This window comes from Okeania hirsuta (genome assembly GCF_003838195.1).
GTDB lineage: Bacteria > Cyanobacteriota > Cyanobacteriia > Cyanobacteriales > Microcoleaceae > Okeania > Okeania hirsuta.
Map to the genome: position 1 here is coordinate 1 of NZ_RCBY01000021.1, position 26,423 is coordinate 26,423.

19 protein-coding genes and 1 pseudogene are annotated in these 26,423 nt (G+C 39.6%); 14 read left to right on the top strand and 6 right to left on the bottom strand.

All coding sequences use genetic code 11. The annotated features are described in order from the left end of the window. Window positions 1–256: 256 nt before the first annotated feature. The 8 genes and pseudogenes from D5R40_RS05815 to D5R40_RS05845 all read left to right on the top strand — a co-directional run bounded on the left by D5R40_RS05815 (window position 257) and on the right by D5R40_RS05845 (window position 14,828). Window positions 257–2,419, top strand: a complete 2,163-nt coding sequence (locus D5R40_RS05815) for a bifunctional metallophosphatase/5'-nucleotidase (RefSeq protein WP_124145408.1) — start codon at window positions 257–259, stop codon at window positions 2,417–2,419. A 777-nt stretch (window positions 2,420–3,196) separates the two neighbouring features. Beyond that, window positions 3,197–4,789, top strand: coding sequence for an AGE family epimerase/isomerase (locus D5R40_RS05820; RefSeq protein WP_205127396.1), 1,593 nt, complete (start codon window positions 3,197–3,199; stop codon window positions 4,787–4,789). Between the two features lie 105 nt (window positions 4,790–4,894). Further along, complete coding sequence (locus D5R40_RS05825; protein ID WP_124154351.1) at window positions 4,895–6,049, top strand: hypothetical protein; 1,155 nt, start codon at window positions 4,895–4,897, stop codon at window positions 6,047–6,049. 408 nt (window positions 6,050–6,457) lie between these two features. Continuing rightward, window positions 6,458–7,675 carry a phosphatidylserine decarboxylase gene (locus D5R40_RS05830; RefSeq protein WP_124154352.1) on the top strand — a complete coding sequence of 406 codons (1,218 nt, stop codon included), beginning with the start codon at window positions 6,458–6,460 and terminating at the stop codon, window positions 7,673–7,675. Window positions 7,676–7,989: 314 nt separating this feature from the next. Further along, window positions 7,990–9,387 (top strand): alpha-amylase family glycosyl hydrolase, encoded by a 1,398-nt coding sequence (locus D5R40_RS05835; RefSeq protein ID WP_124154353.1) that lies wholly within the window; start codon window positions 7,990–7,992, stop codon window positions 9,385–9,387. 111 nt (window positions 9,388–9,498) lie between these two features. Further along, window positions 9,499–9,627, top strand: a pseudogene (locus D5R40_RS42450) (hypothetical protein); the annotation flags it as partial. 852 nt (window positions 9,628–10,479) lie between these two features. Further along, window positions 10,480–12,780, top strand: a complete 2,301-nt coding sequence (gene ovoA / locus D5R40_RS05840; RefSeq protein ID WP_124154354.1) for a 5-histidylcysteine sulfoxide synthase — start codon at window positions 10,480–10,482, stop codon at window positions 12,778–12,780. 308 nt (window positions 12,781–13,088) lie between these two features. Next, a complete protein-coding gene (locus D5R40_RS05845; RefSeq protein ID WP_124145402.1) occupies window positions 13,089–14,828 on the top strand; it encodes a hypothetical protein in 1,740 nt (579 codons plus the stop codon). A gap of 736 nt (window positions 14,829–15,564) precedes the next feature. Here the strand turns inward: D5R40_RS05845 and D5R40_RS05850 are convergent. The 3 genes from D5R40_RS05850 to D5R40_RS40815 form a co-directional block, all read right to left on the bottom strand. After that, window positions 15,565–16,461 (bottom strand): mechanosensitive ion channel family protein, encoded by an 897-nt coding sequence (locus D5R40_RS05850; RefSeq protein WP_124145401.1) that lies wholly within the window; start codon window positions 16,459–16,461, stop codon window positions 15,565–15,567. A 138-nt stretch (window positions 16,462–16,599) separates the two neighbouring features. Continuing rightward, window positions 16,600–16,758, bottom strand: coding sequence for a YqaE/Pmp3 family membrane protein (locus D5R40_RS05855; RefSeq protein ID WP_124145400.1), 159 nt, complete (start codon window positions 16,756–16,758; stop codon window positions 16,600–16,602). Between the two features lie 302 nt (window positions 16,759–17,060). After that, a complete protein-coding gene (locus D5R40_RS40815) occupies window positions 17,061–17,183 on the bottom strand; it encodes a hypothetical protein (protein ID WP_275670387.1) in 123 nt (40 codons plus the stop codon). A gap of 480 nt (window positions 17,184–17,663) precedes the next feature. On the opposite strand from D5R40_RS40815, the gene psb35 reads away from it, so the two are divergent. From psb35 to D5R40_RS05875, 4 genes are all read left to right on the top strand, one after another. Further along, window positions 17,664–17,843, top strand: a complete 180-nt coding sequence (gene psb35 / locus D5R40_RS05860) for a photosystem II assembly protein Psb35 (protein ID WP_205127395.1) — start codon at window positions 17,664–17,666, stop codon at window positions 17,841–17,843. 91 nt (window positions 17,844–17,934) lie between these two features. Continuing rightward, a complete protein-coding gene (locus D5R40_RS05865; protein WP_124145398.1) occupies window positions 17,935–18,279 on the top strand; it encodes a hypothetical protein in 345 nt (114 codons plus the stop codon). A gap of 94 nt (window positions 18,280–18,373) precedes the next feature. Further along, window positions 18,374–18,640: a hypothetical protein gene (locus D5R40_RS34690; protein ID WP_124145397.1), complete on the top strand. Its 267-nt coding sequence runs from the start codon at window positions 18,374–18,376 to the stop codon at window positions 18,638–18,640. 194 nt (window positions 18,641–18,834) lie between these two features. Further along, on the top strand, window positions 18,835–19,017 hold the full coding sequence (locus D5R40_RS05875) for a CsbD family protein (RefSeq protein WP_124145396.1): 183 nt from the start codon (window positions 18,835–18,837) through the stop codon (window positions 19,015–19,017). 250 nt (window positions 19,018–19,267) lie between these two features. On the opposite strand, the gene D5R40_RS05880 is transcribed toward D5R40_RS05875, so the two are convergent. From D5R40_RS05880 to D5R40_RS05890, 3 genes are all read right to left on the bottom strand, one after another. Next, window positions 19,268–19,990, bottom strand: a complete 723-nt coding sequence (locus D5R40_RS05880; RefSeq protein WP_124145395.1) for a response regulator — start codon at window positions 19,988–19,990, stop codon at window positions 19,268–19,270. A 94-nt stretch (window positions 19,991–20,084) separates the two neighbouring features. Further along, window positions 20,085–21,266, bottom strand: coding sequence for a DUF4336 domain-containing protein (locus D5R40_RS05885; protein WP_124154355.1), 1,182 nt, complete (start codon window positions 21,264–21,266; stop codon window positions 20,085–20,087). Between the two features lie 108 nt (window positions 21,267–21,374). Further along, the gene (locus tag D5R40_RS05890) at window positions 21,375–23,753 is read right to left on the bottom strand and encodes a CBS domain-containing protein (protein WP_124154356.1); all 2,379 of its coding nucleotides are present in this window, start codon (window positions 23,751–23,753) and stop codon (window positions 21,375–21,377) included. Between the two features lie 836 nt (window positions 23,754–24,589). Between D5R40_RS05890 and D5R40_RS05895 the strand changes: the two genes are divergently transcribed. Both D5R40_RS05895 and D5R40_RS05900 read left to right on the top strand, forming a co-directional pair. Continuing rightward, window positions 24,590–24,778: a hypothetical protein gene (locus D5R40_RS05895; protein ID WP_124145392.1), complete on the top strand. Its 189-nt coding sequence runs from the start codon at window positions 24,590–24,592 to the stop codon at window positions 24,776–24,778. 584 nt (window positions 24,779–25,362) lie between these two features. Beyond that, on the top strand, window positions 25,363–26,406 hold the full coding sequence (locus D5R40_RS05900; RefSeq protein ID WP_124154357.1) for a nitrilase-related carbon-nitrogen hydrolase: 1,044 nt from the start codon (window positions 25,363–25,365) through the stop codon (window positions 26,404–26,406). Window positions 26,407–26,423 lie beyond the last annotated feature (17 nt).

Sequence of the window (26,423 nt, forward strand, 5' to 3'; positions counted from 1 at the left end):
AATTTTAGCCAAACAATTCACGATACATTAATGTAATCAATCTGCATTAGGATTGCTCCAACATAGATTTTCGATTTGAATCTTTCAGATGGTTTGGTAGTTTCCTGACCCATTGACTGAGTTTAGGTCCTGCAATAGGGCGATTGCCTCCGGCACCAGCGGAGCTGAACGCTTCCTAACCAGAGGCCATCGCAAAAAAACTAAACCTATGGACATTTCGTCCAGAGTTAATGTTGTTATTTAGAGGTTTTTCTTAATGATTTTCAATCGTATTTGGCAGCATCTGTGGAAGAAGGTAGTGGCGATCGCAATAACCACTACTTTCTTTTTTAGTGTTGCTGTCCCCCCGGCGACAGCATGGAACCTATTCGACTTCTTCAAAGGGCTTGACTGGTTTAGCAAATCCGAACTAGCTCCCACCAGCACTGCTGCTGAGTCTGAGGCTACAACCTTCACCCTGCAACTTCTCCATGCTTCCGATTTTGAAGCTGGCCTGGAAGCTCTGCAAGACGCCCCTCGTTTTTCAGCCGTCCTCAATGCTCTCAAAGAGGACTACCCCAATACGCTTTTCCTTTCCTCTGGAGATAACTACATCCCCAGTCCGTTCCTGTTTGCAAGCGGCGACCCGACCATGAGTGACACCCCTGTAGGTAAAGCTGGTATTGGTCACGCTGATATCGAAATCCTCAACCAATTGGGCGTTCAAGCCTCCACTTTTGGCAATCACGATTTCGATTTGGGCACCAAGGAAGTGAGCGATATCATTCAACCTTCCGGCGAATACCGTGGGGCGTTGTTTCCTTATCTGAGCGCGAACTTAAATTTTGGTACAGACCCCGACTTGGCAGACCGGGTGACGGAAAACGGACAAGAAATTAGCACGCTGGCAGCAGGAGAATTAGCTGGAACGGCGATCGCTACTGTTGGTGGTGAAAAGTTCGGCATCGTCGGTGCAACTACACCATTGTTACCTGTAATCTCTTCCTCCGGCAACGTAACTGTACTCCCTGAAAATGATACGGACTACGACGCCCTGGCTGCTGATATTCAGGCTGCTGTAGACGAGCTGACAGCAACGGGCATCAACAAAGTAATTCTTTTGTCCCATATGCAACAGTTGAATATCGAGCGCGACGAACTTGCACCCCGCCTCCGAGATGTGGATATCCTCGTTGCGGGCGGTTCTCATACGTTGCTCTCTGATGAAACAGACCGCCTCCGCACTGGAGATACCAGCGCTGGTCCTTATCCTATTCTCAAAACTGATGCGGACGGAAACCCAATCGCTGTAGTCAACACGAAAGCAAACTATACTTATGTGGGTCGCCTGGTGGTAGACTTCGATGCCGAAGGTATCCTCATACCCAGTAGCATCGATCCTAGCATCAGTGGAGCTTATGCCACTGACGAAGAGGGGGTTTCCGCCACTGGTGGCACGCCAGTTCCGGAAATAGTGGAAATCGTTGATGCCCTCAATGGAGTCATTGCTACCCAGGATGGCAACATTTTTGGCAACACGACGGTTTTCCTACGAGGCGATCGCTCCTATGTCCGCACTCAAGAAACCAATCTAGGCAATCTGACTTCCGATGCCGATCTGGCATACGCCAAAACGGTAAATCCCAAGACGCGTATAGCTTTGAAGCATGGGGGTAGCATCCGTTCCAACATCGGCATCATCAATGCAGCGAGTGGCAGCACCGACCCCAATGACTTTGAACTGTTGCCCCCAGAAGCAAATCCGGAGGCAGGCAAAGCAGAGGGAGAGGTTTCGGAACTCGACATCAATAATTCTCTCCGCTTCAACGACGGACTCACCCTGATTACTCTCACGGCAGAACAACTCTTACAGACACTCGAACATGGGGTTGCAGAGACAGCTCCCGGTGCAACCCCCGGTCAGTTTCCTCAAGTCGGTGGTCTGAAATTTAGCTTCGATCCAGAACGTCATGCTGGCGATCGCGTTATCTCTTTAGTAGTCTCTGGTGATGGCGAATCTGATGTTGTTGCTGAAAATGGCGAACTGGTTGGCGACCCCAGTCGCACCTTCCGGGCGATTACTCTTGGCTATCTCGCTGACGGTGGCGACAGCTATCCTTTCCCCAGTTTTTTGAATGCCGATCCAGTTTTGTTCGACCGTGTCGATCTCTTGGGCGAGCCAGATAGCGATGGCGATGGAGATTTTGAACCGGAAGAAGACCTCAACAAAAACGGGGTGAGAGATGAAGCAATAGCAGAACCTTTCGATGGCGTTGCTGACTTCTCTCCTTTCGGCACTGAGCAGGACTCACTGGCGGAATACTTCCATCAAGTTTTTCCTACGGCAGACAGCGCCTTTAGCCAAGCGGACGCCCCCCCTGCCTCTGACGAGCGGATTCAGAACCTAGCGTTTCGGGAAGATACAGTGATTTCTCAATAGACATAGGCGTGAAAAAGATATAGCAGAAGAAGGAAGGAAGAAGGAAGAAGCAAGAAGGAAAAATCTTGCGTTATCTGAGTTTTAAGCTTTTAATATGTCCTAATCTTTGCTTCGACTGCTATATAGACTTTTTGCATATTGTTTCGGTAATGACCCTGGCAACGTTTAATCAATAGCTAACTAAGGAACTTGTGCCTAAAGAACATACCAGTTATTTAGCATACTGCAAGTGAGAATCGGATACACTTGCCTCAAAGATCTACTGCACTACTTTAGAAGTAGTAGCTGAAGTCCAAGCTAATTCTACCTTGTTATCAAGTGTAACTGATTAATTAATCTTGTTAAGGAGAGCGATCAAGCACAATTCTGAATCATTTAGTTTTAAGGCGATCGCCGTCCTCTTAAATTCCTACATCTCCTTCAGAATAGTTGTTTCATATATAAGCTATTGGTGATTATTTGTCAACTAAAATCTCTGATTTTTAATAAAAAATAAATTGTTGACAAGAACAAAAGACGTGATAGTATTTTGAGTAAAGGCAATAAGTGCAAGCAACTAATGGGCATCTCCAAAAATCCCAAATAAAATCAATTCTCACACATAAATTATCAATTATTTCCCCTCCCAGGAGGGGGAGGGGCGAGGGGTGGGTTCCCTACTGCCTACAGCAAAGCTGCCTACTGCCTCTTTTCTGGAGATGTCTAATGAATATTATTTGATTGCTATGGCCTTCAAGAAAGTTGAATTGTTCACCTTCAAAACAGACAATAGTTCTTATGTTCAACCTAACTCGCCATCGTCTATTTAAGATGGCAGCCAGTATATTCCTGAGTTTTACACTTCTGTTTGTATCCAGCGTTCAACCAGCTTTAGCATTAGTGTCCTCAACTCATCAATATCCTGTTGATAATATTGATGGAATTATTGCCGATGTTCCCACAGGCGAACGTTGGCTGCAACATTTGGAAGAAGACTTGCTCCCATTTTGGACAATGGACGAAGCACTGGGCGATCCCGTTGGCAATTACCCGACTTATCGATGCAATGACGGGTCTTTGTACAGTTGGAGAAATCCCTGTCCAGAACTTGAAAATGCTGATTCGGGTATCGTCAAGCTCGATCGAGAGTACATCAGGGCAAAATCAAGACAAATCTTTGCTTATGGCGTTGCTTACCATCTAACCGGAAAGAGCGAATACCTACAATGGGCTAAAGATGGAGTAGATTATCTACGCGAATATGGTTTAGCCCCAGAAGGTGGTGCTTACACCTACTTTGAAGATGGAGTTGGCCTACCAAGTAAAGATCGCAGGATCAGTCAAGATATGGCTTATGCTGTTGCTGGTCTAGGATTCTACTACTATCTTACCCGTGACCCCGATGTATTAGAAGATATCGTTGCCCTCAAAGACTATATCTTTGAGACCTATTACGATGCAGAATGGGATTTACTTGCATGGGCACATGAGGATTATGTAGATTACGTTGATGAATATGGTAACGAACAAAAAGTTAGTAAGGATCAACGGGAATTAGTAGCTCAACTTGACCAAGTTTATGGTTATATGTTGTTGCTCACTCCCACATTGCCTGAAACTTTTAATGGCAAACCCCTCCGCTCCCAATGGGAAGATGACTTGGTGCATCTAGCTACAATTATGAGCGAGCAGTTTTATACACCAGACAACAATATTTTCTTTGGAGCAATTACCGATCCAAGCAAACAAAGGTTAGGAACAGATCATACAGATTTTGGTCACTCCATTAAAACCTTATGGTTGATCTATGAAATCGGTAAATTAACTGGACATTACGAACTCACTGCTTTTGCTCAAGAAAAAGTACCTTTAATTTTTGAAGAAGCTTTCCTAGAAGATGGAACTTGGGGTCGTCGAATCAATCAATATGGTCAGTTAGAAACTGATAAAGAATGGTGGATTTTAGCTGAGTTGGATCAAACTGCTGCTACCTTCAGTTTGCGCGATCCTTCTTACGCTAAATACTTGCCCACTACCTATGCTTATTGGTTTAAGTATATGATAGACCACGAACATGGTGGTACTTGGCACTGGGTAAGTGCTAAGAATAATCTTCCTGACTTGAGTATGCCTAAGCAACACTCCTGGAAAAATGCTTTCCACAGCTTTGAGCACGATCTAGTTGGTTATATTACTGGTCAAGCAATTCACAATTTGCCTGTCACTTTGTATTTTGCTTTCGAGGAAATTCCTGATAACACTCAAATTCGTCCCTACCTGTTTGCGGCTAAGGTTCAATCCATGATCGAGCCTCTGAAGCGCAATGGGAGAAAGATTCGCCCAGTTTTAGGTTCAACTCAACAAATAGTTACATTAGTTGATGTTCGATAAACCCTAAATCTCAAGATATAGTTACTAGACTTGTCGCTTTATAACTATAAAAAACTGCTAAACCCTTATCATGTAAGGATTTTAGCAATTTCCAGTGCAAAACGTATGGAATTACTACTGTGTCTTAATTTGAGCGATTTTTTCTATCTATTTAGCGACAACTCTATTTCAGAAACTTTAGGGGACGGGAAGCAGCACCCCATTATTGCGGTGGTTGCGGTGTTTGGCAGCACGGAAGAGGGCACAGTGGATGAGCTGGTGAAGATTTTGGATCTGCGGAACAACTATCGTAAAGATAATGATGTGGACTTTGTGGTGCATGCGGATTGTGCTTGGGGTGGTTATTTTGCTTCGCTGATCGGTGTCGATGAAACCAACGTCCCGAGAGCCGTCAGCGACTACGTTATGGCTCAATATGGGCAACTGGGTAAGACGGATACAATTACGATCGATCCCCACAAAACTGGTTACTTGCCTTATCCAGCGGGGGCTTTGTGTTATCGCAATATGACGATGCGGACTCTGATCGCCTTTGGCGCCCCCTATATCAACAATGCTCCCGGCGAGACAGATCCCAAATTGTCTCTGGGAGACTATGGTATTGAAGGCTCGAAGCCAGGGGCAGCAGCAGCAGGGGTATATCTCAGCCATGCGGCTATCCCCCTCACACCTCATGGTTACGGTAAACTGATGACCCTGACGGCGTACAACTGTAAAATCTTCCATTGGAAGTTAGTGGAGATGAGCGATCAGGACCCAGATTTCACTGTGGAGCCAACGCCTCATTGGTCTGACTCAACCCTAAGTAAAGAAGAGGCAGTCAAGTCTTTTCTGAGCAAGCTGTCTGGCAAAACCCCTCAATCAATCCTCAACGATGCCATGGGTACGGATCTGGCAACTCTGCGCGAGGAGGGGTCAGATTTGAATATCCTCACTTATGCCTTCAACTATAAGCTAAACCCAGGTGGCCCGGTGGAAACGAATCTGGACAAGTTGAATGCGTTTAATGAGATGATCTACGATCGCATCAGTTTGAAGGCAGATGATCGTGACATCTACAACTATAAGATTCTTGTTAGTTCGACATCCTTCTACAGCGACACCTACGGCGAGGTATTTTTCAATGATTACCTCGGACGCTTGACGGAGACTGACCCGAATCTTCCCGATCCTACTTCCAGTACTGGAACTGGCGACAAGATCGTGGTAATGCGCTCGGTCATTATGGACCCTTGGATTACAGAGAGATGTGGACGGTAAGCCCTTTGTCGAGTACATCGTGGCTGAGTTATTTGACATCGTGCGAGAGGTGGTTAACGAAGTTCGGGCTAATCCAGCCATATTGGGTGTTTAGTTAGGTCAGGTGTGTTTGTTAGAACGCACCCTTTTGCTTTTAGGGAAGTCATGGTGGGCAAAATAGCCCACTTTGATTTGATTACTTCCCTAATATTTGGAAAGAGGCGATCGCTATGCTCAATACCACAGTACGATCGCCCCTATTGACAAGAAAAATCTACCAATGGTAGATCAAACAATATTGTTGATTGGAGTTAGTCAGAATAATGCTTTTTGCTACCTCTCGACGCTATTTTTTGCGAGAGATGGCTGTATTTGCAGCCATCCTCAAAACTTTCTCAACTTTCAGGAAATTAACTTAAGGAGAATATCATGTCACTACCAAACAAAGAAGACATTCAACCATTTATCAACCAAATCAGAACTTGGTACAATACTGATGATACTGGGTTTAAAACCTTTTTTGATGCAGCAGTAGAAAATGTCAAACCAATTCCCGAAGGTATAGATGAAAGCGTTAAAAAGGACTGGCAAGGGGCAACAATAGATACCCTATGCGCTTTCTTTGAAGAATGGTACGAGTGGCTACCGGGAGTACCAGAAGGGTTGGATTATATCCAAAAATTTAGTTGGCTATATTATAAGAATGAATACGGTTTGGCTTTTGTCACCAAAGGTAAAGGTTATGAAATGACCAAACAATTTGTAGATTTGCGCGGTGATTATCTTGATTCTACTGACAGCACAGACCTCATTGACCAATGGATAAATGAACTGGGTGGTGCAGATGCAGTTTGTTCTGAGTTTTCTTGTCCGGCACCGGGAACCGCACATCAAGGATTTACTAATTTTAATGAATTTTTTGCCAGGGAACTCAACACAGAAAGCAAGTCAAGACCCATTACTGCACCAGATGATGATTCTGTTGTGGTAGCTCCAGCAGATAGTGTCATCAATATGATTGTTGACGACTTAACATTGGAAACAAAAATTGCTGTCAAAACAGTATTTTTGAATGTGAAAGAGCTGTTGAATAATTCCAGTTATGCCGATCGCTTCCTGGGAGGAACTGCAGTTTCTTGTATTCTTATGCCTGATACTTATCACTACTACCATGCACCTGTATCTGGCAAGGTTGTAGAATCTAATGAAGATGTAGCTGGAGAATATTTCGGCATCAATAATTTTCCGGGTTTGTTGAACGATGATAATGTTGGTTATGGATATAGCTACAGCGTCTTTGAACATTTTCGGCGGGGATATTTGGTGATCGAAACAGCCAATTATGGTTGTGTTGGCATGATTCCTGTAGGATTGAATACTATTGCTTCAGTGATATTTGAGGAAGCATTCAAGAATATTACTGATAGTACAAATGGTGTTGAAGTGAAAAAAGGCGATCGCATAGGTTGTTTTAAATATGGTGGTTCCTTAAATATTCTTTTGTTTGAAAAGGACCATTTTCCTTCATTAAATATTATGCAAGGTCAGCAAATTGGATTATTGATGGGCGAATCCGAATCAGAAGTCAAGTTAACGAGAACAAGGTTGAATCGTTTCTTGAATCGAATTGCTTATTTAGCAAAATAAAAAATTAGTTCTCTAAATCTACAAAATCCACCTAATATATTTGATAACTCTATTGCTGTCCTTGACAACAGGTTACAAAGGCTTGTTTATTTTCTAGAGATGTCTCATTATAAATAGCCTTAAATTCAGACAATTTGTTATATCATTTTGCTATATCATATCTGGTTGAATATTTATAATTAGAGCTGCATAGTAGGGTTTGAGCAAAAAGATGGATATTTAATTGGCTAAATCTCTACTACAGACAAAAACTTTTTTATCACTTATGATCGGAACATGATATTACCTATAAAGTAGAAACAGGAATCGTATTTATGGACACAAAAAATCGTTTGGCTTTCAGTTTTCTAATAACGTGGGTTTGTACCTGCTTCCTGGCAGTAATTATTGGACTGACATCCAATGCTGCTCCTGCCAAAGCAGATGTTATCTACCACGCTTTCGATGAATGTTTTGCCAATGTCACAGCAGAACTGCCAGAAATTAAAGCAGCAGGATATAACTATATTCAAATTTCTCCTCCCAATCAAACACCATCACGGGAAGATGATGCCTGTACATCAGACAAATACTGGTACTTTCAGTATCAGCCTTATGATTATGTTCTCGAAGGAAATCTAGGAAGTGAGCAAGATTTAAAGGATTTGATTGACGCTGCTCACGAACGGGGAATTAAAATTATTGCCGATGTAGTTTTTAATCACATGGCTAATTATCGTTTTTATAAAGATGTTGCACCTTTCCCTGAAGCATATCCGCTCTACCCAAAAAAAGAATATTTCCACGAGGCAAAATGTATCGCCAACTATAATAATTCCTACGAAGTTGAAAATGATTGGTTATGCAGTCCCAATGACAAGGAAGGATTGCCAGATTTGAGGACAGACTTACCTTATGTGCAACAGAAACAGCATGAGTATATGCAAAAATTGATGGATCTTGGCATCGATGGTTTCCGCTTTGATGCTGTCAAACACATTTCTGTTGAGGATTTGGAAAAGATAGTCGAAATTATCCCTGAAGATAAGTTTTATTATGGTGAAGCGATCGGTCGCAACTTTGACGAGAGCATGAAATATATTCCAGTGTTTCCCAAAGTAACAGATTTTCAACTGGTTAATACCTTGAAAAGTGCTTTTACTTACGGGGGAGACTTACGCTCTTTAATTAATCCAGTAGATACTCAGCGTGCTGTACCTGGAGACAATGCGGTTACCTTTGCTCGGAACCACGATACTTGGGCAATAGGACAGTTTGATAATTGGAAATTTGACAAGAACGATTTAGTTTTAGCAACAGCTTACGTTTTAGGGAGAAAAGAAGGAACGCCTTTGATTTTAACTTTTGATGCTTTCGACCCTACAATTGTTGCTGGCACAAAATTTCACCAACAAATGATGGGAGAATCTCAATATTATCGCAATGGTAACGAAATTGCTGACAGTGCGGACAGTCCTAATTTACTCTTGATCGAGCGTGGAGATAAGGGTTTAACCATTATTAATAAAGCTGGTGAAACATTTGATGTCAGTGCTGCTAAAATGCCTGGTTTAGGAGTTGGTTGTTACAACGAACTACAGTACGACTTTGAAATGTGTGTAGACTATGGCGGTGACGGTCAGAAGTATATTAACAAGTGGGGTTCTCCTAATCGTGGTGGAATTGAAATCGGTCCCCGTACCGCATTGTTCTTTGTCAAAAATGAGGCTTAAGTTGTCTCTTTGATGACCATACCAGATTAATATTGGTGAGGATAGCGATCGCCGTACAATGAATTTATTCATATTTGATGGCGATCGCCTCTTTCTGTAATCTTCTAATTTGAATGTACAGAATGTGGCTTCCAAGCTGACAGAGACTTTAATGCTGCTGTCAATTTGGATATTTGTGTAATTAGGTGGAATTTCCACCGAAATTATATCAAATTCGGTAGCATCGGTTTCAACAATTAATAATTAACAATTAATAATTAATAATTACCTCTTCTTATAAAGAAGCTGAAGATAGAACATTATTTTTATACCAAATTAAGCAGATTTGATATTAAGTCTGCTATTGAAGATAAGTTGCAGACTGCGGTCATATCATGTCCACTGGTATCGTTTGTGTAAAAGTTAGGGTGAATATCTACAGGAAATTTAAGTTTTTTCCAGCTTTTAAGCCTTCTCTCCTAGATAACTAAAGCCTTCTTCCTTACCCTTACCTTACAATACCAATGCTACCGGACTTGATATCATTCGTCTACTGTCAAACAGGAAGCTAGACTCCTAAGTTCAAACCATCATTTGGGTAATATGAAATACAAAAAATTGGGCGTTGCATAGTTGCGGGATGATGATTAAATTTGCACGCATCTGAAACTGTTAATAAACTAAGAGCAAATTTTTGGTCAGATATCAAAATCATCCCTTGATAATGCAACGCCAAAAATTGTGCTAGTTATACCAATTCACTTTAAAGATGTCACAAATAGTTTCAAACCCCCTATGTGAAATAATTGCCTGAAATTACTGTAGCATCAAACTCTTAAGCCTATAAAATCTTACTTTTGACTGTCAGATATGCGTCTTACATTCTGTTCGCGGAGCGTTTCCGCAGGAAATAGGAACCTCACCAATTAGCACTTGATGCATGACTTTTAACTTCCGTGAAACGGTATTAGAAATTTCCTCATCACCCAATCACCCATCTCCTTTGCTTGTATCGTGTTTCATTAACTGATAATCTGGCTAAGGACAGCGATCGCCTATAATTTGATTCAATTGTTTGATAATAATTCATATTATTATCAAAGACTAAGTATAATGACTTTAACACGTAATCCAAATCTAGATCTAACTACACTCTTCTCTCCTGAGCAGAAAGGGGAGAAAGATCAAACAGATCCCCTGATTGACCCTTGTCCAGATTGGTGGTGGACTGGGCTGCGACCTACAGAAGTCCTAAAAGCATTGCCGATCCCAAATCTAGCCACCTGCACGCGCCGCGAAGTTCTGGACTACTTTGATAATGGCTGGCTAATGACCGAAGTTTTGTTGTCAGCACTACAAGGAGAACAGGCATTCCTCGATCCACCCTACCACCAACTTCGTCATCCTCTAATATTCTATCTATGCCACCCTGCCGTACTCTACATCAATAAGCTTCGGCTAGCTGGACTCATCCACGAGTCGATTAATCCATACTTCGAGCAATTGTTTGAAACAGGTGTTGATGAGATGTCCTGGGACGATATGTCCAAGAATGAAATGGATTGGCCGTCAGTTCGTGAAGTTGTTGAATACAGACGCAGCACCTACAAAATTATCCGGGAATTGATTGAAACCCTGCCCGACCTGGAAGACAGCCATCCACCGATTGCGATGGACAATCCCGCATGGGCACTATTCCTAGGATTTGAACACGAACGCATCCACATCGAAACCTCCAGTGTCTTGCTACGAGAGTTACCACTGTCGGTTTTGCGTCGTCCAGAAGCATGGCCAAACCTGCATCCTTCAGCATTTGCAGAGAGTCATACCGTTGAGAACGAGTTAATCGCCATTTCCAGCAAAACTGTCACCTTGGGTAAGCCTTGGAGAGAACCCTATTTTGGTTGGGACAACGAGTATGGTTCACGGCAGGTAAGGGTTCGGAGTTTTCAAGCCAGTCAATACTTAGTTACTAATCGTGAATTCTACGAATTTGTTGTTGCAGGCGGATACCAGGAATCGAAATACTGGACAGAAGAGGGCTGGGCTTGGAGGCAAAATCGCAATACTAAATGGCCTACTTTCTGGGTTGCTGATGGACCAGCAGGACTGCACCAATACCGACTGCGGACAATATTTGAGGTGGTAGAGATGCCTTGGTCTTGGCCTGTTGGTGTCAACTGGTATGAAGCGAAAGCCTACTGTGCCTGGAAGACTGAGCAGGATAACAGCCCTGCACCCTACAGACTTTTAACGGAAGCCGAACATCATTGCTTGCGTAGGGGCAACCCGCCAGTTAATTTGAATTTAACTTGGGGTTCGGAAACTCCAGTGAATGCTTTACCAGCTAACGAAGCTGGATTTTACGATGTCTTCGGCAATGTCTGGCATTGGTGTGAGGATGACTTCAATCCCTTAGAAGGGTTCCGCGTTCACCGGATCTATGATGACTTTAGTACCCCTTGCTTCGATGGCGAACATAAGATGATTCTTGGTGGCTCTTTTATCAGCACTGGAGATGAAGCCACCCAGTGGGCAAGGTTTCACTTCCGGCGTCACTTCTTCCAGCACGCAGGATTCAGGCTTGTGCGATCTGATGATGGTGACGCAAGCTGCGATGCGGTACTGATTAGTAGCCAAAGCAATGGAGTTAAAGCCTATGAAGGTGAGAAAATTTTGGCAGAAAACCTGATGCTGCATTATGAGTTTGCTGATGAAGTAATGCCATACAATTTCGGCCCCAAGAATGCCGTGGGATTTCCCCAGCGTATTGCTCAACTAACCTTGGAGACAGCCGATCGCCTGGGAATCAAGAAGGATCGGGCAATAGATGTTGGCTGCTCCGTTGGTGGCTCAACCTTCGAGTTAGCCCGGGGATGCGAGTCAGTGTTAGGGATCGACCTCAGTGTCACCTTTATTGAAGCAGCCGAAACCCTACGTCGCAAAGGCAGACTAGCTTATAGTCGTCGGGATGAGGGGGAAAACACCAGCCAAGCTGAAGTTTGCTTGCCAGAAGACTTGGATCGCCGTATAGTGAATTTTCGCCGTGCCGATGCCTGTGGGTTGCCCCCCGAACTCGTTGGGTTTGATGTGGTGTTAGCGGCTAATCTTATTTGTCGTCTACCTAGTCCTAGAGGATTTCTCGGTCGGTTGTGTGGCGCACGCGGTCTAGTACGGCCAGGTGGACTACTGGTGCTAGCCACACCGTTTACCTGGGATGAGCGTTTCACTCCACGGGATGCTTGGCTGGGCGGACATGATGGTGAGGATTCCTTGACTGTATTGCAAGGAGAGCTAAACCAAGATTTTGAGTTGCTCGACACGCAGGATATGCCCTTCCTAATTCGGGAACACGCTCGTAAGTTTCAGTATGTGGTATCCTTGGTCAGTTTGTGGAAGCGGCGTAGCGACTAAATGTATCAGGACTTACGCAAAATATTAAGTCATACACCATCTGTAGGGGCGATTCGCGTTTGCGCAGCATTCCGGAGGAAATCGCCCCCTACTAGATATGCTGGTTATGCGTAAGTCCTGTGTATATTATTGCTAATGCGCTTGTTATATAAAATCCAATTGAACAGTCGTCATTGCGACGATAGGAAGCAATCTCAAGGATGCGCGGAGATTGCTTCCTTCCACTCCGTTCCAGTCGCAATGACTTGAGTATAGTAATTATCCAGATTTGATATTATAGTAAAAAAAATTTAGAGGGTGATAGAAAAATGAACAAATTCAAAAGTATAATCGACAGGGCAAGCAGTGAAGCAGATCAGGAACTTAAAACCCTACAAGAACTAGAAATCTTTGTTCTAGATAATTCTGTTCGTGAAACCACTGTGGGAACTGCTCGTGGTCATGTCCTTGAAGACAAAATAAATATCTTAAAATCTATTGCTGAAACTGAACTAAATGAAGTGATTCTTGGCACTTATGGTTCTAACAGAAATGTTGATGACCAAATTCCTAAACATTGGATCGATCTGGGTGGAACTTTAGATAATATGTGGGGATTTAGCGAAGCTTACAGTGCTTTAGATAAATATGGAGTTCCCATTGATGAGCCAGCAGATGGATTGTTGGAAATGGTCAACGATCATAAGATGAGTAATGCGATTATCGAAATAGATTTATGTAGTCCTGCCATCAATTATCAGCAGTTCGATCTTAACCAATTTATTTTAAACCAAGTGGAGTGGGGTAATAAAAATTTGATGCCACGGGGCGAACAAAAACTTCCTCCACGTCTCCTTGTAAATTTGAGAGATTTCGCAAATTTTGAAACTGATACAGAGGGTTTAACCAGAGCGCTCCATCTCGTTGAAGCTTTGGGTAATCTGCCTAGCGATCGGCGTCCCTTTGGACTGATGATAGAGGAACCAACGGGTTTTTTGCTGCCAGAAACTGTAAGCAAACTGACTAGCATTATTCGTGAAACCATGATTTCGGCAAATTGGTCAAATGGTAAGCTACTTGTTCATGTACATTGTGGTTTTGGTTTGGCAGAGTCAACGGTTTTAGAAGCATTGGCAAATGGTGCTGATGGGATATGGAGTGCTGTTTGCAAGGCTGGAGCAGCTTTGGGTCATTCATGCTCAAGTATTACATTAACAAATCTAGCTAGGCTTGGCAATAAATTTGTAACTCGTACATACAACCTGCCAGCCATTATTAAAGCTGCGCGCAAAGTACATACAATTGCATCAAAAGAACCTGTCCCTAGGGACCAGGAAGTTTATGGTAAGGAAGCTTTCGATCTCGTGTTCGGTGGATGGCATGGATTCATGGGAGATAAAATGGGTGCCGTTGCTAGTATGATTGGTGTCAAGCAGACTGTAAGAATCAGCGATTTTGCCAATGCCGAAATGCTACGTCAAGCTATGATTGAACGATTCGGCGAACCAGAAAAAACCGGATGGGATGAAAACTTATGCAAAAAGATGGAAGAAAAAATTGATGATCACTTAATTCGCGGACAAAGCTTTGACTATAATACTATTACTGGGTTAGCGCAATTATACGAATATAGCGGAGGATGTATTTCATCGTCTATGCTGAAAATTATTACCTCAGACAGCGATGTTCCTGATGAACACCCACTGATCGTTAGTCTCAAACAACGATGGAAAAAGTTGTCAGAAAAAATTAATTCGCCGTCTCATGAAAGTATAGAGGAACTGACTTCAAAACCTAGCATATTTTGGCAAAACCCAGAGATTCCTGAAACAATGGAAGAGATACCCATCAATCATTTTCTTGATGATATTTTCACAGGTGTTCATGTCACAGGAAAACAAAGGGAGATGATTAGCAATTTGTTAGATGTTGACGGTAACGGTTATGTATCTTGGCAAGAGTTTTGCTTTCGTTTGAAATGGACTATACAACAGAAGGGTGTACTCTACTACCCAACACCGGAAGCATTAATTTTGGGAACTTTTGAATTCATCTTACAGCAATTTTAATATAGCAATTCCCATACTGGTGAGGTACAAAATTTTAGGTTTGAGGGAACAGGGAACAGGGAACAGGGAATAGATAAAGAAGAAAAACAACTGTACCTCATAACTTTGGGAATTGCTATCATGTGTGTAGACTACTGTGGTGATGGTCAAAAGTACATTAATAAATGGGTTTCCCCTAATCGCGGTGGAATTGAAATCGGTCCCCGTATCACATTGTTCTTTGTTAAAACAGAGGCTTAATATCAAGTCCGGTTGACAAGTGGTGATTAGCGACGAAAGGAAGTAATCTCTTAAACCTTTGAAATAACTTCCTTTCACTCCCTTCCAGTTGCTGTGTGCCAGGCTATAGTAATTATCTGGATTAGCCTTCTAATTACAAACCAACAATTAATAAAGAAGGTGGAGTCAAAATTGCTCCTGATACTGCATCTTCTCTCTAAATCAGTCATCATATCAAATCCGGTAGCATCGGTGTAATTAGATAGTTAATCTAGGAGGACCGAGTCAACCCACCCCTCGCCCCTCCCCCTCCGGTGGAGGGGAAGGACCTCCTCAGGAGGGAAGAGAATGCGCGAAACATTTGCTCTTGGATGAAGATGAAAATTTTTTTTATACCGAACCCGAGCGGATTTGATATCAGTTAAAATTAGGATTGAGGAAAAATTATAAATATCTTCGATCTTTAGCAGTAATTACAGTAATTAAATAATTGATAATCTGGATTACATAAATTGCTTTACTGGGAAGATTTTATGTTTTGCCGAAGGTCTATAGGAATATAATCATTATACTTATTCTGATTGTAGAAATAAACAGTCCGAATTGGATAAGGAATATTAATATCTACCCGATCAAAAACTTTCTTAATAGCAATAATTGCGTGAGTTTGAGTTCGGCGTACTTCTTTCTGTTCTGCCTTAGTCCAATACCGCACAATAAAGTCTATTGAACTATCATTAAAACTAACTAAATCTATCTCAGGATCGGGATCTTCTAAGACACCTTCAACCTTTTGAATAAGTTTGTATAATATCTCTGCTGCTTCTGATAAAGGAGTATTATAATCTACACCTACTCCTAGGTCAGTTCGTCGAATACCAAAAGCAGTTCTTACTTGTATAGCACTGGTAAATACATTAGCATTAGGTAAAATCACTCTTTCGCCATTGTAAGTCCGAATTTTCGTAGTCCTAATATCAATTTGTTCTACAGTACCTTCATACTTATCAACTATTATTTGGTCGCCGATACGAAATGGCTCTTGTAATAAGAGTAATATTCCTGCAAGAAAATTTTTAAATATGTCTTGAAATGCAAAACCAACTGCAACAGAACCAAGACCTAATGTCGCAATAATATCTCCTAGTTTTAAACCGGGAAAAGCAATAACACAAGCAATAATAACTCCTATTACCCAAACACCCACATGGGTAGTTTTTGTGATTAAAATTTGTAAGGATTTACTACGAGTTGCACGCTTTCCTACCCGTTGAGCAAGGTTCCGAAGTAATTTTGCTGCATAGCGAGTTAAAAAAATAATAATTAATGCTATTAGTATGGCTGGTATGACTTTTATAGTACTTTCAAGTACATCTTTTAATCCATTAATAATTATATTGATTATTTCATCCATATATAAGTAAAAATCCTGAACTTTAGTAACCTCTATTTAATTTCTTGAAGAAGGTTTAAGGTTAAATTGATAATAAGATTATAGGTGGTAATTTGGGCATAAATACCCGGATATTACCACCTAAAATATAATAACTATTTATCTTTTAGCAATAATCCAAACAGCATGAACAATTCCTGGGATATAACCCAGTAAAGTCAAAAGAATATTCAACCAAAATTGACCGCCAAAACCTACTTGCAGAAATACGCCAAGCGGTGGTAAAAAAATCGCACAAATTAAACGAATAATATCCATGTTAATCTCCTTAATAAAATGGTTCTGTGGTATATAATCTATCTCACTCTTTGTGAGGTATCTTGGTTCTCCTTCTTTTATGTCCTCTGTTCTCTGTTTTCAGTTCTCTAAAACCCAGAACTTTGTATCTCACTCAGAGATGAGAATTGCTATATTATCAACTTGTGAGGCAAGTTTGTCAACGCTTTATATGAAATACGAAAAATGATGCTAGTTATGAATTTCCCCATCTCCCTATCTCTCATCTTATCGCTAGCAAATATTAACCTATTTCATATTATTTACTATTGCCAAACAAAAACTTAGGCTTCATATTCTGGCAAATTGCTCTGAATATTTTCATCTCCCGATTCAATATCGTAGTTTCCATTCCATTCATGACAAGTACCATTTTCAGGAAAATGAGGAACTTGATACCCAGCCAAATAGTTATATGAAAGTTTAATAGAGGGCTTTATTTAATTTTAATAATTCAGGTAAAAAATATATTTATTATAGAATGTATCTTACTTCTGACACTGAAATAAGTCATCTATCTCAAGATATAGATCCTATACAGACCCAGCAAATCAAAAAAGTTGTTTTTATTGGATCTTAATTATTCATTCTATCCCAAATTAAAAATATCGTGAAAAAGAGACAGGAAATAGGGTAAACCAAGCCTATAAAAAATCTACCCTAACTCTTGATTTTTCTGTCGTATTCAATTCTTATCTCTCCTATATGAGTTGTGAATTATGGCAACTCAATCTTTATTGCAACTGTTATTAATTCTTTATTTGTCTCTCTAAAATTATCCAAGCTTTACTGCCACTTCAACCTTTTGATAGATGTGAATTTATATTTTTTTAATTTACTATGACTGTAGTAAGTTCAAATTTCGGATTAAGGAGCATTCTAATATTATGTATTTATTAGAAGTTGCTACAAAAGCACCTCATTTTCCTTTTGCTGCAACAGCAGTATTGGTAATTGGGTTCGTTGCTGCAGTAACAATGGGTTCTATTGCCTGGTACAACTCTAAGCGTCCCCCTGGTTGGGAAAACAAAGAACGTCCTGATGTTGTTCCTAAAGTTGATTCATAAAAAATAAAATACTGAATAATATCTGCTTTAGTCGAGCGATCGATAAAACATTTTTTTTAAGTTCAATAGAAATTTATTTGGAGGTTAAATAATGACAAATCAAACAAATATAAGTCCTAACTACGATGCTAATATCATTCCTACAGATGTAGCAGATAGGATGGAAAGAGAGGGAGAAAACTTTATGAAAACTCCTGAAGCAGAAGGAGAAGAAAATAATACTACATCAGGTTATACTGTTGATACAGAAGGTAGGTTAAATAATTTTGCGATTGAACCTGAAATGTATGTCAATGAACCAGGAGATTTAAGACAGCAAGAAGAAGAACAAAGACTAGAACGTGCTAAAACTATGAAAGAAATAAATCAGACTAATGAAGATGGAAAGTTAACTATGTCTGAAGATAATCGTGGTAAAGGAACAGGTATAATTTAGTTATCAATTATAATTAGTTGAGCTGCACATATCATCAAGTATTCATAAGTGACATAAAAATTACTGACCTAGCTAATAATGCTAGGCTTTTTTGTTGATAGAGGCAAAATCAAAAACTATACCGATCTTACCGAATTACCGAATAATTAGGGTTTGCGTATGGAAAGTCTTATGGGTGAGGGGAGGAGACAGGAGACAGGAGACAGGAGAAATGGGGAATTTAGAGGAGTTAGTCGAATATTTTATCCCTCAATTTTTCTGCAATTATTCTCCTTTCAACCCTAACTTTCTGCTTGCTCAAGCCGAAAAAGCCAGACCCACTGGAGCGAAAAAAAGCCTAAAACCTTTATCTGTCGATTAAAAAAACTGACACTCCCGCCTGTTCCCTGTTCCCTAAAAGCGATAAGGTTTTTATACACAAATAAAATAGGACTGCTATATCTATCAAATGGTATAATCATAAAATACATCAAGATACTCCTTTCGATAGAAGAAAGTTTAAAAAATTATTATTAGTATATAAATGTAGATAAAAAAGTTCTGAGGTTAATATCCATGACTACCGAAGATAGAGTAAAAGCAACTGTTAAAAATATTGAAGGTAAAGCTCAAGAAATGCTTGGAGAAATTACTGGTAATCCAGAAGACAAAGCTGAAGGACAAGTTAAGCAAGATGAGGCTAGAGTAGAACACATTGTAGAAAATGCTAAAGAAGAAGCTAAGAAAAAAATTGACTAGACTGACTAAATTTTCTCAATCATTTTAGTATAACTAATATTTGATCAGAATCCAAGGAAAATATATTGAATACTTTTCCTTGAATTAATAAACTCTTTTTCAAGATAGGATAAGTCAAGAATTAGTTGGGGTGAATTTTTAATAGCAAAGGATTGAATAAAAAAATCTTTTTATTCAAGCTATTAAACCACTCTGACATCTTTGACTAATGCAGATAGAAAGCATAACTATTAAAGGAAATCGATCGAGCTTAACTAACTAAACCAGCACGCAAAGCACGGACTGCTGCTTGAGTCCGATCGTTGGCACATAGCTTATTTAAAATACTACGAACATGGGTTTTGACAGTTCCGATAGTGATATAAAGCTTGTCAGCAATTTGAGCATTGCTACACCCAGAAACTATTAGCTGTAATACTTCTAATTCTCTTTCTGTTAGAGGATCTATCTGAATTATTCCATCTCCTCCCGGCGCACAGTCCATTTCATTTAGTTTTATTAGTGGTTGAGAAGTTGGATAGTTACTATCAGAAGTTTCCTGAGCTTGCTTAATTACCACACTAGCGATCGCCGGGTCGATCCAATTATTACCTTCATTAGTAACCTCAATAGCCTGAAGTAAATTACTAAAACTGACATCTTTGAGACTATATGAGTCTGCACCAGCACTAAAAGCAGCTATTACAGTATCTTCACTATCTTTTGTTGTTAAAACTAACACTTTTGTTTGTTTATATTCCCGAGCACCATTTAATTGTTTCAACTTCTGAGTTAGTTCAACTCCATCCATATCAGGTAGATTAAGAGCAACTATTGCTACATCAGGCTGAGTTGTTTGCACAATATTTAAACCTTTTTGGCCAGAAGCGGCATCCCCAACTACTTTAATACCTTCAGACATTTGTAATGCAGCTACCAACCCAGCACGACTTGAGTCATGCTTTTCAATCAAAACAACTCTGATTATGTTCATCGTAATTCCCTTTTGCTTAAGTTAAACTTGTGGGATTGTTTGTAAATCAGTTTTGATTTATCTTATAGGGAAAATAAGAAAATGCTCTTCAGCTTTAACGTAAAGCCCCTATTTTTGTAAGCTTATCATCTAATTGTCTCAAAAACTGTAAATCTGTCTCTGGTAAATACCCCCCACTATCCTTTTCTAAAAAACTAAACCCTTGCCTAAACTCATACCCACTTGCCTGAATAGGTGCGTCAAAATGACAGGGAATAATCTGCCGAAAATTCCAACTTGCCACTTTCTCAACCCACTCCATCACCTGTTTGGGATCGCGATTCAAAATCAGGGTTTGCAATATAGGTGCTACTAACAACCGCCCATCCTGTCGTAATTGTGTAAAAGAACGCTGCCAGTCAGACTTCCATCGCCACGGTAAGAGACCAAAATATGCACGCTTCGAGCGATCGCCTGCTTTCCAAACATTCTTAAAAATTTCCCCAGTAGGAACTACCTCTAAAGCACCCACCTGAAAATATAATCCAAACAAACATATTTTTTGCCACCCTACACATCTATTTGTGGGAGTATCCTCTACCACATCAAACACATCATCTTTGGCATGAAACAATAACGGATAGGGATCTAAATTCAAAATATCGGGCGGTTCAGCAGGTACAGATAAAACAGTATCAACCGCCAGTAAAGTTTGGGATGGACTATGCCAGAATACTACTTCTGCAAAAGGTTTGAAACCAATATCAAGGGGTCCGAGAGTTGCGTAGTCAAATTCTGCTGCAAAAGGTGCATCTCCACTATTCACAGGGAGTAAGTAGGTGCGGTTTCTTGGTAAACCCAACCAACTCAGGGGTAAATTTAGAGGAAAACTCCATTGGTTGGGCGTGACAAAAACTTCAGCTGTGGGAAATTTTCTCGCAAAGGGTCCCACATATACTTTATGTTCTAAGCCAGAAATAGTTGGTAAAATAATATAGCGAACTTCTCCAAATTTTTCTACCAATTCATTGACAAGGCGCACACATTCCCGGGTTGGTGCTATTGGGGCGTAGACAAACAAACCACCTCCGATCATTCTTACCACTGTCATCCGAATTGGTACAGTGACATAGAAGATACCCTGAAGTTGGTCAAAAGTCCAGATTGTATCTTTGACAATCTCCTTTCGTAATGTTCGTCTTTGTCCATAAGGGTATAAGGGTAAAATAGGCCATAGAGGCCATGACCAATCCTGAGAGTGAGAAATATTCTGTTGTCTTTGTTTCCCTGAATGCACTTTTAATGCAGTTATTTACTACAGTTATTACTTTATAGTATTAAGAAGAAATAAGGAAGTGGGCTAGCCAAAATTAAATTTCGGAAATTAGAATTTGATGCAATTCCTTTACGTTGGTAGTTCTACTGTAAAAGTTGTCCAACCATTACTGCTAGTGACAAGTATATTGCCATTTAGCTGCTCTACCAATTTTTTTACTAGAGCTAAACCTAAACCTGTCCCCCCTTGTTTCCAAGGATCGGCATTAGGCACTCGATAAAATTTATTAAATATTTTAGGTAACTCAGATTCGGGAATTTCTGATGGGTTACTAATCATAAATTTGATTGTAGAAGGTACTTCTTTAAGGCTTTTTTTGCTACTTTTTTTCTGGTTAGATTCAACGGAAAACTTAATTTCGCCACCATTCTGGGTATACTTACAAGCATTATTCAGGAGTTCTGCTAAAATTCTGCTTAAACTATGATTATTAGATATAATTTTAGGTAGTTTTTTAGAACATTTAACTTTTAGAGTTTGTTCCCGTTCTCTAACTCTAGATTTAAAAGGATCGATCATAGTGGGAAGCCAACTTGCTAAATCTATTGTATCTATAGGGATAAATTCAGTGCCACCTTCTAAGCGCTGTAAATCTAACAAATCGGTAATTAACTTAATTTCTCTTTTACACTCTGTATCTAAAATATTTAAATATTCTTTACCGCGTTCTGATACAGGAAAGACTTTCAACATATGAATAGCCATTTTCATGTTCGATAGAGGTGTTCTTAACTCATGAGAAACAGTGCTTAAAAAATCATCTTTGAGAATATTAAGTTGCTGTAGTTCTCGCACTTTTTGTTGCAATTCTGCTGTGCGGTCTTGAACTTGTTTTTCTAAATCTGTGTTCAGAGTTTGTACTTGTTGATAAAGTTGGGCCTGTTGAATACCGATCGCTAACTGAGTTGCTAGCTGCTTCAAAAAATCAATTTCAGATTGTTGCCACTCTCGAATTCCCGAACCTTCCTGGGTACACATCAGTCCCCATAGTTGTCCATCTTGGGAAATTGGTACTATTAACCAAGCTTTTACCTGTTTTTCCTTCAGCTCAGTAATTTTTTCTGTACTTGAATCTGTTTGAGTGATATCAGAAACTGCCTGAATAGTATTTTGATTCATGTTTAAATTTGACATTAAGCATTCAGATGAAATTGTTTCTCCCATCCAGGAGTTGCAGTTTTTTTCTACTGACTCAGCAACTATTTTAGCGACTTTTGCAGTTTCTACCTGAAATAACACTACTCGATCTGTTTTGAGGAATTGCTTAACTTCTGTCACTACAGCATTAATAATTTCATCTATATCTAGAGATTGATGAATCCGAAGAGCTATTTTTGCCAGGAGGCGATCGCGTTCTAACTGTGCTTGTATTTCCGCCGTTCGTGCCTGCACTTCTTTTTCTAATTGTGCATTTCTAGTGCGTAATAGTTCAAATTTTTCTGCTTGCAGTTGATTAACATCTTTTCGTAATTTTCTGACCAACCCAAACATTACTGTCGGGTCTAATACTTGCAGTAAACTAGTCTGATTAACTGTTCCCAGAAACTCTCCTTGTTTACCACATACTATCAATATTTCTACCTGTTCATGCAACATTTTTTTATGAGCATCCCAGAGAGAATCTGTTTGTTTCAAACAATTCAATGGCGTTTTCATTACCTTTTTTACAGGTGTTGTTGCCAAACTCATATTTATATAATAGCCTTGTGCAATATCATCTGTAGTGATTATGCCAACAGGTTTGTCAATTTCAGTCCTTTGTGTTTTATTTTTTTTATTCTGTGTTACGATTACACTATTTACTTGTTGATCAGACATCAATTTACTAACCTCCAACAATGATGCCGTTTCTGGAGTTGTGACTGTAAAAGAATCATTTTTTACTTCATTTACCCTTCTTGAGCTGAGAATATTAGAAGGTTGCAGTACTTGACGAATTCTTTCTGGTGTCACAACGCCAACTATTTGACCCATACTATCTAGCACTGGTAGATGACTAATTTTATGTTGGCGAAACAGAGATAAAGCAGTAAATAAATCTTGATCGTCTGATTCTTTTATAGTCACAAAATTAGATGATATGACTTCTTTTATCTTGACATTTTCTGATAAATTGCTTAGATTACCAACTTGACCAGTCGCAATTAGTTTAACAAGATCGCTGACAGTAAATATTCCTAATAGAAAAGAAGATTGTGCATTATATTTTTGATCTTTTTCAACATATTTTTGTTCTACAATTAAAACACTTGTAGCTTTTTCCTGTTTTGATAATGGTGATTCATGAATTCCATTTGTCAGTGTATTGACAGGTATTTCACAACTGCTTTGTAACAGACTCATTTGTTTTAGTACGTCTACCAGAGGAGTTTCGGGTGTTACAGTTAGTGGATAACGGTCAATTGCTTTTTGTAGAGGTGATGAATAGATACAAGATTGAGCAACCATAATCATATCTCCTTTATAAATAAATGCAAAATATTATTTAAGATTTTTCAGGCAAATCTAGAGTTTTTTATATTTAATAAGTAATTCTATTAGAACCGTAATTATTGCCTAAAAATTACAGTATAAATTTTAGCATCAAATCAAGTTTGGATCAATATTTGAAAGTGCTAAAATTAGGTTTAGTTTGAGTTTACTAAACTCGATCTACTTTGAAAAAAATCAGAGTGTTGTGAAACTGATTACTGTTAACAATAGTGGTGATTAATGTATGAAACTAAGTAAGGAAGCGATCGCGAGCACTACTGATATTAAGTTCGATTGGATACTTACTTGCATTTTATAGAAACAGACCCAAGGAGGTTATATAATAGAGTTGTCGCTAAATAGATAGAAAAAATATCCAAAACCTAGACAGGGTAATTATTTTGAGTCTTTTTATCTATAAATAATATCATGTCCGTTGGTATCGTTTGTGTAAAAGTTAGCGTGGATATCTACAGGAAATTTAAGTTTTTTTCTTGCTCTTAAGCTTTCCTGTTTGTTGCCTTCCGGAGCTGTTGCCTACCTTTGCTATACAATACCGATGCTACCGGACATGATATAATTACAAGCTTTACATAAGGGGATTTCTACAATTTTTTAGTTTATCAAGCGACAAGTCTAATATATTTACATAAATATAATGCTCTACTTTTTGAAGTACGGACTTCTCAGGATTTTTGCTGACTAGCATGGCCTTCACTTTTGATATTTAAGAAATAAATTAGAATATAATTTGCCATTTCTAGAATTTTTGTTTCAAAATATTAAGTAAAGATGAGTTGAGAGTATTACCTATGTTTCCATTCTTTGCTAAACCCTGCTGTGGCTGGGACTTTTTTCAACCAGAGTCTCGTAAAGTCCATCAGGAAAATAAACTGAAATTCCTCAAGTGGATGCGAGATGATCTAGAAACTAGATTAGCTGGACTTAATGCGGCCATTCAAACCATTGAACGCCAGATTAATCAAGACCAACCTTCTTAATGTTATAGAGTTTATCATCCACCGAGAAAGCCTTGGAGTGCATTACTCCTAACACTTTAACTACAGTTATTTTTTCTGGGGCGCATAATATTACGCCCCTTACTTTGAGAATATTGGAATTACCCAAGTAATATAATTTCTCATTGATGAAAGCTACAGAACTAATCTTTTAGCCCTTGACAATAAATTTAAAGGTGTTGGTGAATCAACATAAGAATTAAGATATTTGGACTAACTGTAATCAACATAAGAATTATGAATACCCCTTTCATTACTTGCTCCCGAACAACCCGTAAACGAAATAATCTGTAGGGACTTTGTATTCAAAGTCCCTACCTATTCCCTATTCCCTAAGCACGAAAATCATAGCTAAATTTACCAACGCCAATTTAAATTGTCAGGCAACATTGGTATAATATAAATGATTTCTTCTTCTTTGTTACTGTTTTATCTTTTAATATCTACAGCTTTCCTCCAAGTCTAATCACAACCCCATTCTCAGTCACTCATTGACTACTGAATACTTCTTCAAAATTTCCTAGAGATTTTCTACACACCCATGCCGAGGATGACTATAGCAAAATATGATAGAAGCTATCAATCAAGTTACCCCTTTCCAGGCTTTGGCCCTTCAAGTCCAGGCGAAAGCAGTAAATCAGGCCAACGATCGGGAATCTGCGCGATCGCTGATTCAATCAACCATCAATCACCTAGCCAAACAAATAGCTGCTAGTAAAGCTTTTATTGGCCTAAACTGTAAATTAGTTTTACTGCCAGAATATTTTCTCACAGGTTTTCCGATGGCCGAGTCTTTGACAAGTTGGGCAAATAAAGCGTGTTTAGAAATGACTGACCCCATCTACGATCGCCTAGGAGAGATTGCTCAAAAAAATGATATTTTTCTAGGGGGCAATGCTTATGAAGTTGACCCCAACTTTCCCGAATTATATTTTCAAAGCTGCTTTCTCATTGACCCCAGTGGCAATATCGTATTGCGCTATCGCCGTCTTAACTCCATGTTTGCTCCTACTCCCCACGATGTATGGGATAAATATCTCGACTGTTATGGTTTAGAGGGAGTATTTCCCGTTGCTAAAACAGCGATCGGTAATTTTGCTGCCTTTGCCTCCGATGAAATTTTATTTCCAGAAGTGACCCGATGTTTGGCAATGCGTGGAGCAGAAATTTTACTGCATCCTACTTCAGAAGTTTATGGGCAAGCGCGATCGCCAAAAGAAGCAGCGAAAGTTTCTCGTGCTGTGGAAAATATGATGTATGTGATATCTGCTAATACTGCAGGTATTGCCAATACTCCCATTCCTGAAGCTTCCGTTGATGGGGGTTCTAAAATTATCGACTACCGAGGTTTAATATTAGCGGAAACGGGTGCAGGGGAAAGCATGGCCGCCTATGGTGAAATTGATATTATGGGTCTCCGCAACTATCGCTCTCAAGTGGGAATGAAAAATTTATTAGCAAGGCAACGATGGGATATTTATGCAGAAAGTTATCGTCAGTTTCATGCTTATCCTGCTAATACTATGGATGGTGGAGTAGTTGAGCGAAAACATTTTATTGAAACTCAACGTGCAACTATTGAAAAGTTGAGAAAAGAAGGTATTATATGAGGAACAAGGGAGTAGGG

What these genes read in the sequence shown, in the direction of transcription:
- D5R40_RS05845 (WP_124145402.1), top strand. Translation starts at nt 13,089, where the DNA reads ATGAACAAATTCAAAAGTATAATCGACAGGGCAAGCAGTGAAGCAGAT.
- D5R40_RS05835 (WP_124154353.1), top strand. Translation starts at nt 7,990, where the DNA reads ATGGACACAAAAAATCGTTTGGCTTTCAGTTTTCTAATAACGTGGGTT.
- ovoA (WP_124154354.1), top strand. Translation starts at nt 10,480, where the DNA reads ATGACTTTAACACGTAATCCAAATCTAGATCTAACTACACTCTTCTCT.
- D5R40_RS05820 (WP_205127396.1), top strand. Translation starts at nt 3,197, where the DNA reads ATGTTCAACCTAACTCGCCATCGTCTATTTAAGATGGCAGCCAGTATA.
- D5R40_RS05830 (WP_124154352.1), top strand. Translation starts at nt 6,458, where the DNA reads ATGTCACTACCAAACAAAGAAGACATTCAACCATTTATCAACCAAATC.
- D5R40_RS05815 (WP_124145408.1), top strand. Translation starts at nt 257, where the DNA reads ATGATTTTCAATCGTATTTGGCAGCATCTGTGGAAGAAGGTAGTGGCG.
- D5R40_RS05825 (WP_124154351.1), top strand. Translation starts at nt 4,895, where the DNA reads ATGGAATTACTACTGTGTCTTAATTTGAGCGATTTTTTCTATCTATTT.
- D5R40_RS05875 (WP_124145396.1), top strand. Translation starts at nt 18,835, where the DNA reads ATGACTACCGAAGATAGAGTAAAAGCAACTGTTAAAAATATTGAAGGT.
- psb35 (WP_205127395.1), top strand. Translation starts at nt 17,664, where the DNA reads ATGTATTTATTAGAAGTTGCTACAAAAGCACCTCATTTTCCTTTTGCT.
- D5R40_RS05880 (WP_124145395.1), bottom strand. Translation starts at nt 19,990, where the DNA reads ATGAACATAATCAGAGTTGTTTTGATTGAAAAGCATGACTCAAGTCGT.
- D5R40_RS05900 (WP_124154357.1), top strand. Translation starts at nt 25,363, where the DNA reads ATGATAGAAGCTATCAATCAAGTTACCCCTTTCCAGGCTTTGGCCCTT.
- D5R40_RS05890 (WP_124154356.1), bottom strand. Translation starts at nt 23,753, where the DNA reads ATGGTTGCTCAATCTTGTATCTATTCATCACCTCTACAAAAAGCAATT.
- D5R40_RS05865 (WP_124145398.1), top strand. Translation starts at nt 17,935, where the DNA reads ATGACAAATCAAACAAATATAAGTCCTAACTACGATGCTAATATCATT.
- D5R40_RS05895 (WP_124145392.1), top strand. Translation starts at nt 24,590, where the DNA reads ATGTTTCCATTCTTTGCTAAACCCTGCTGTGGCTGGGACTTTTTTCAA.
- D5R40_RS05850 (WP_124145401.1), bottom strand. Translation starts at nt 16,461, where the DNA reads ATGGATGAAATAATCAATATAATTATTAATGGATTAAAAGATGTACTT.
- D5R40_RS05855 (WP_124145400.1), bottom strand. Translation starts at nt 16,758, where the DNA reads ATGGATATTATTCGTTTAATTTGTGCGATTTTTTTACCACCGCTTGGC.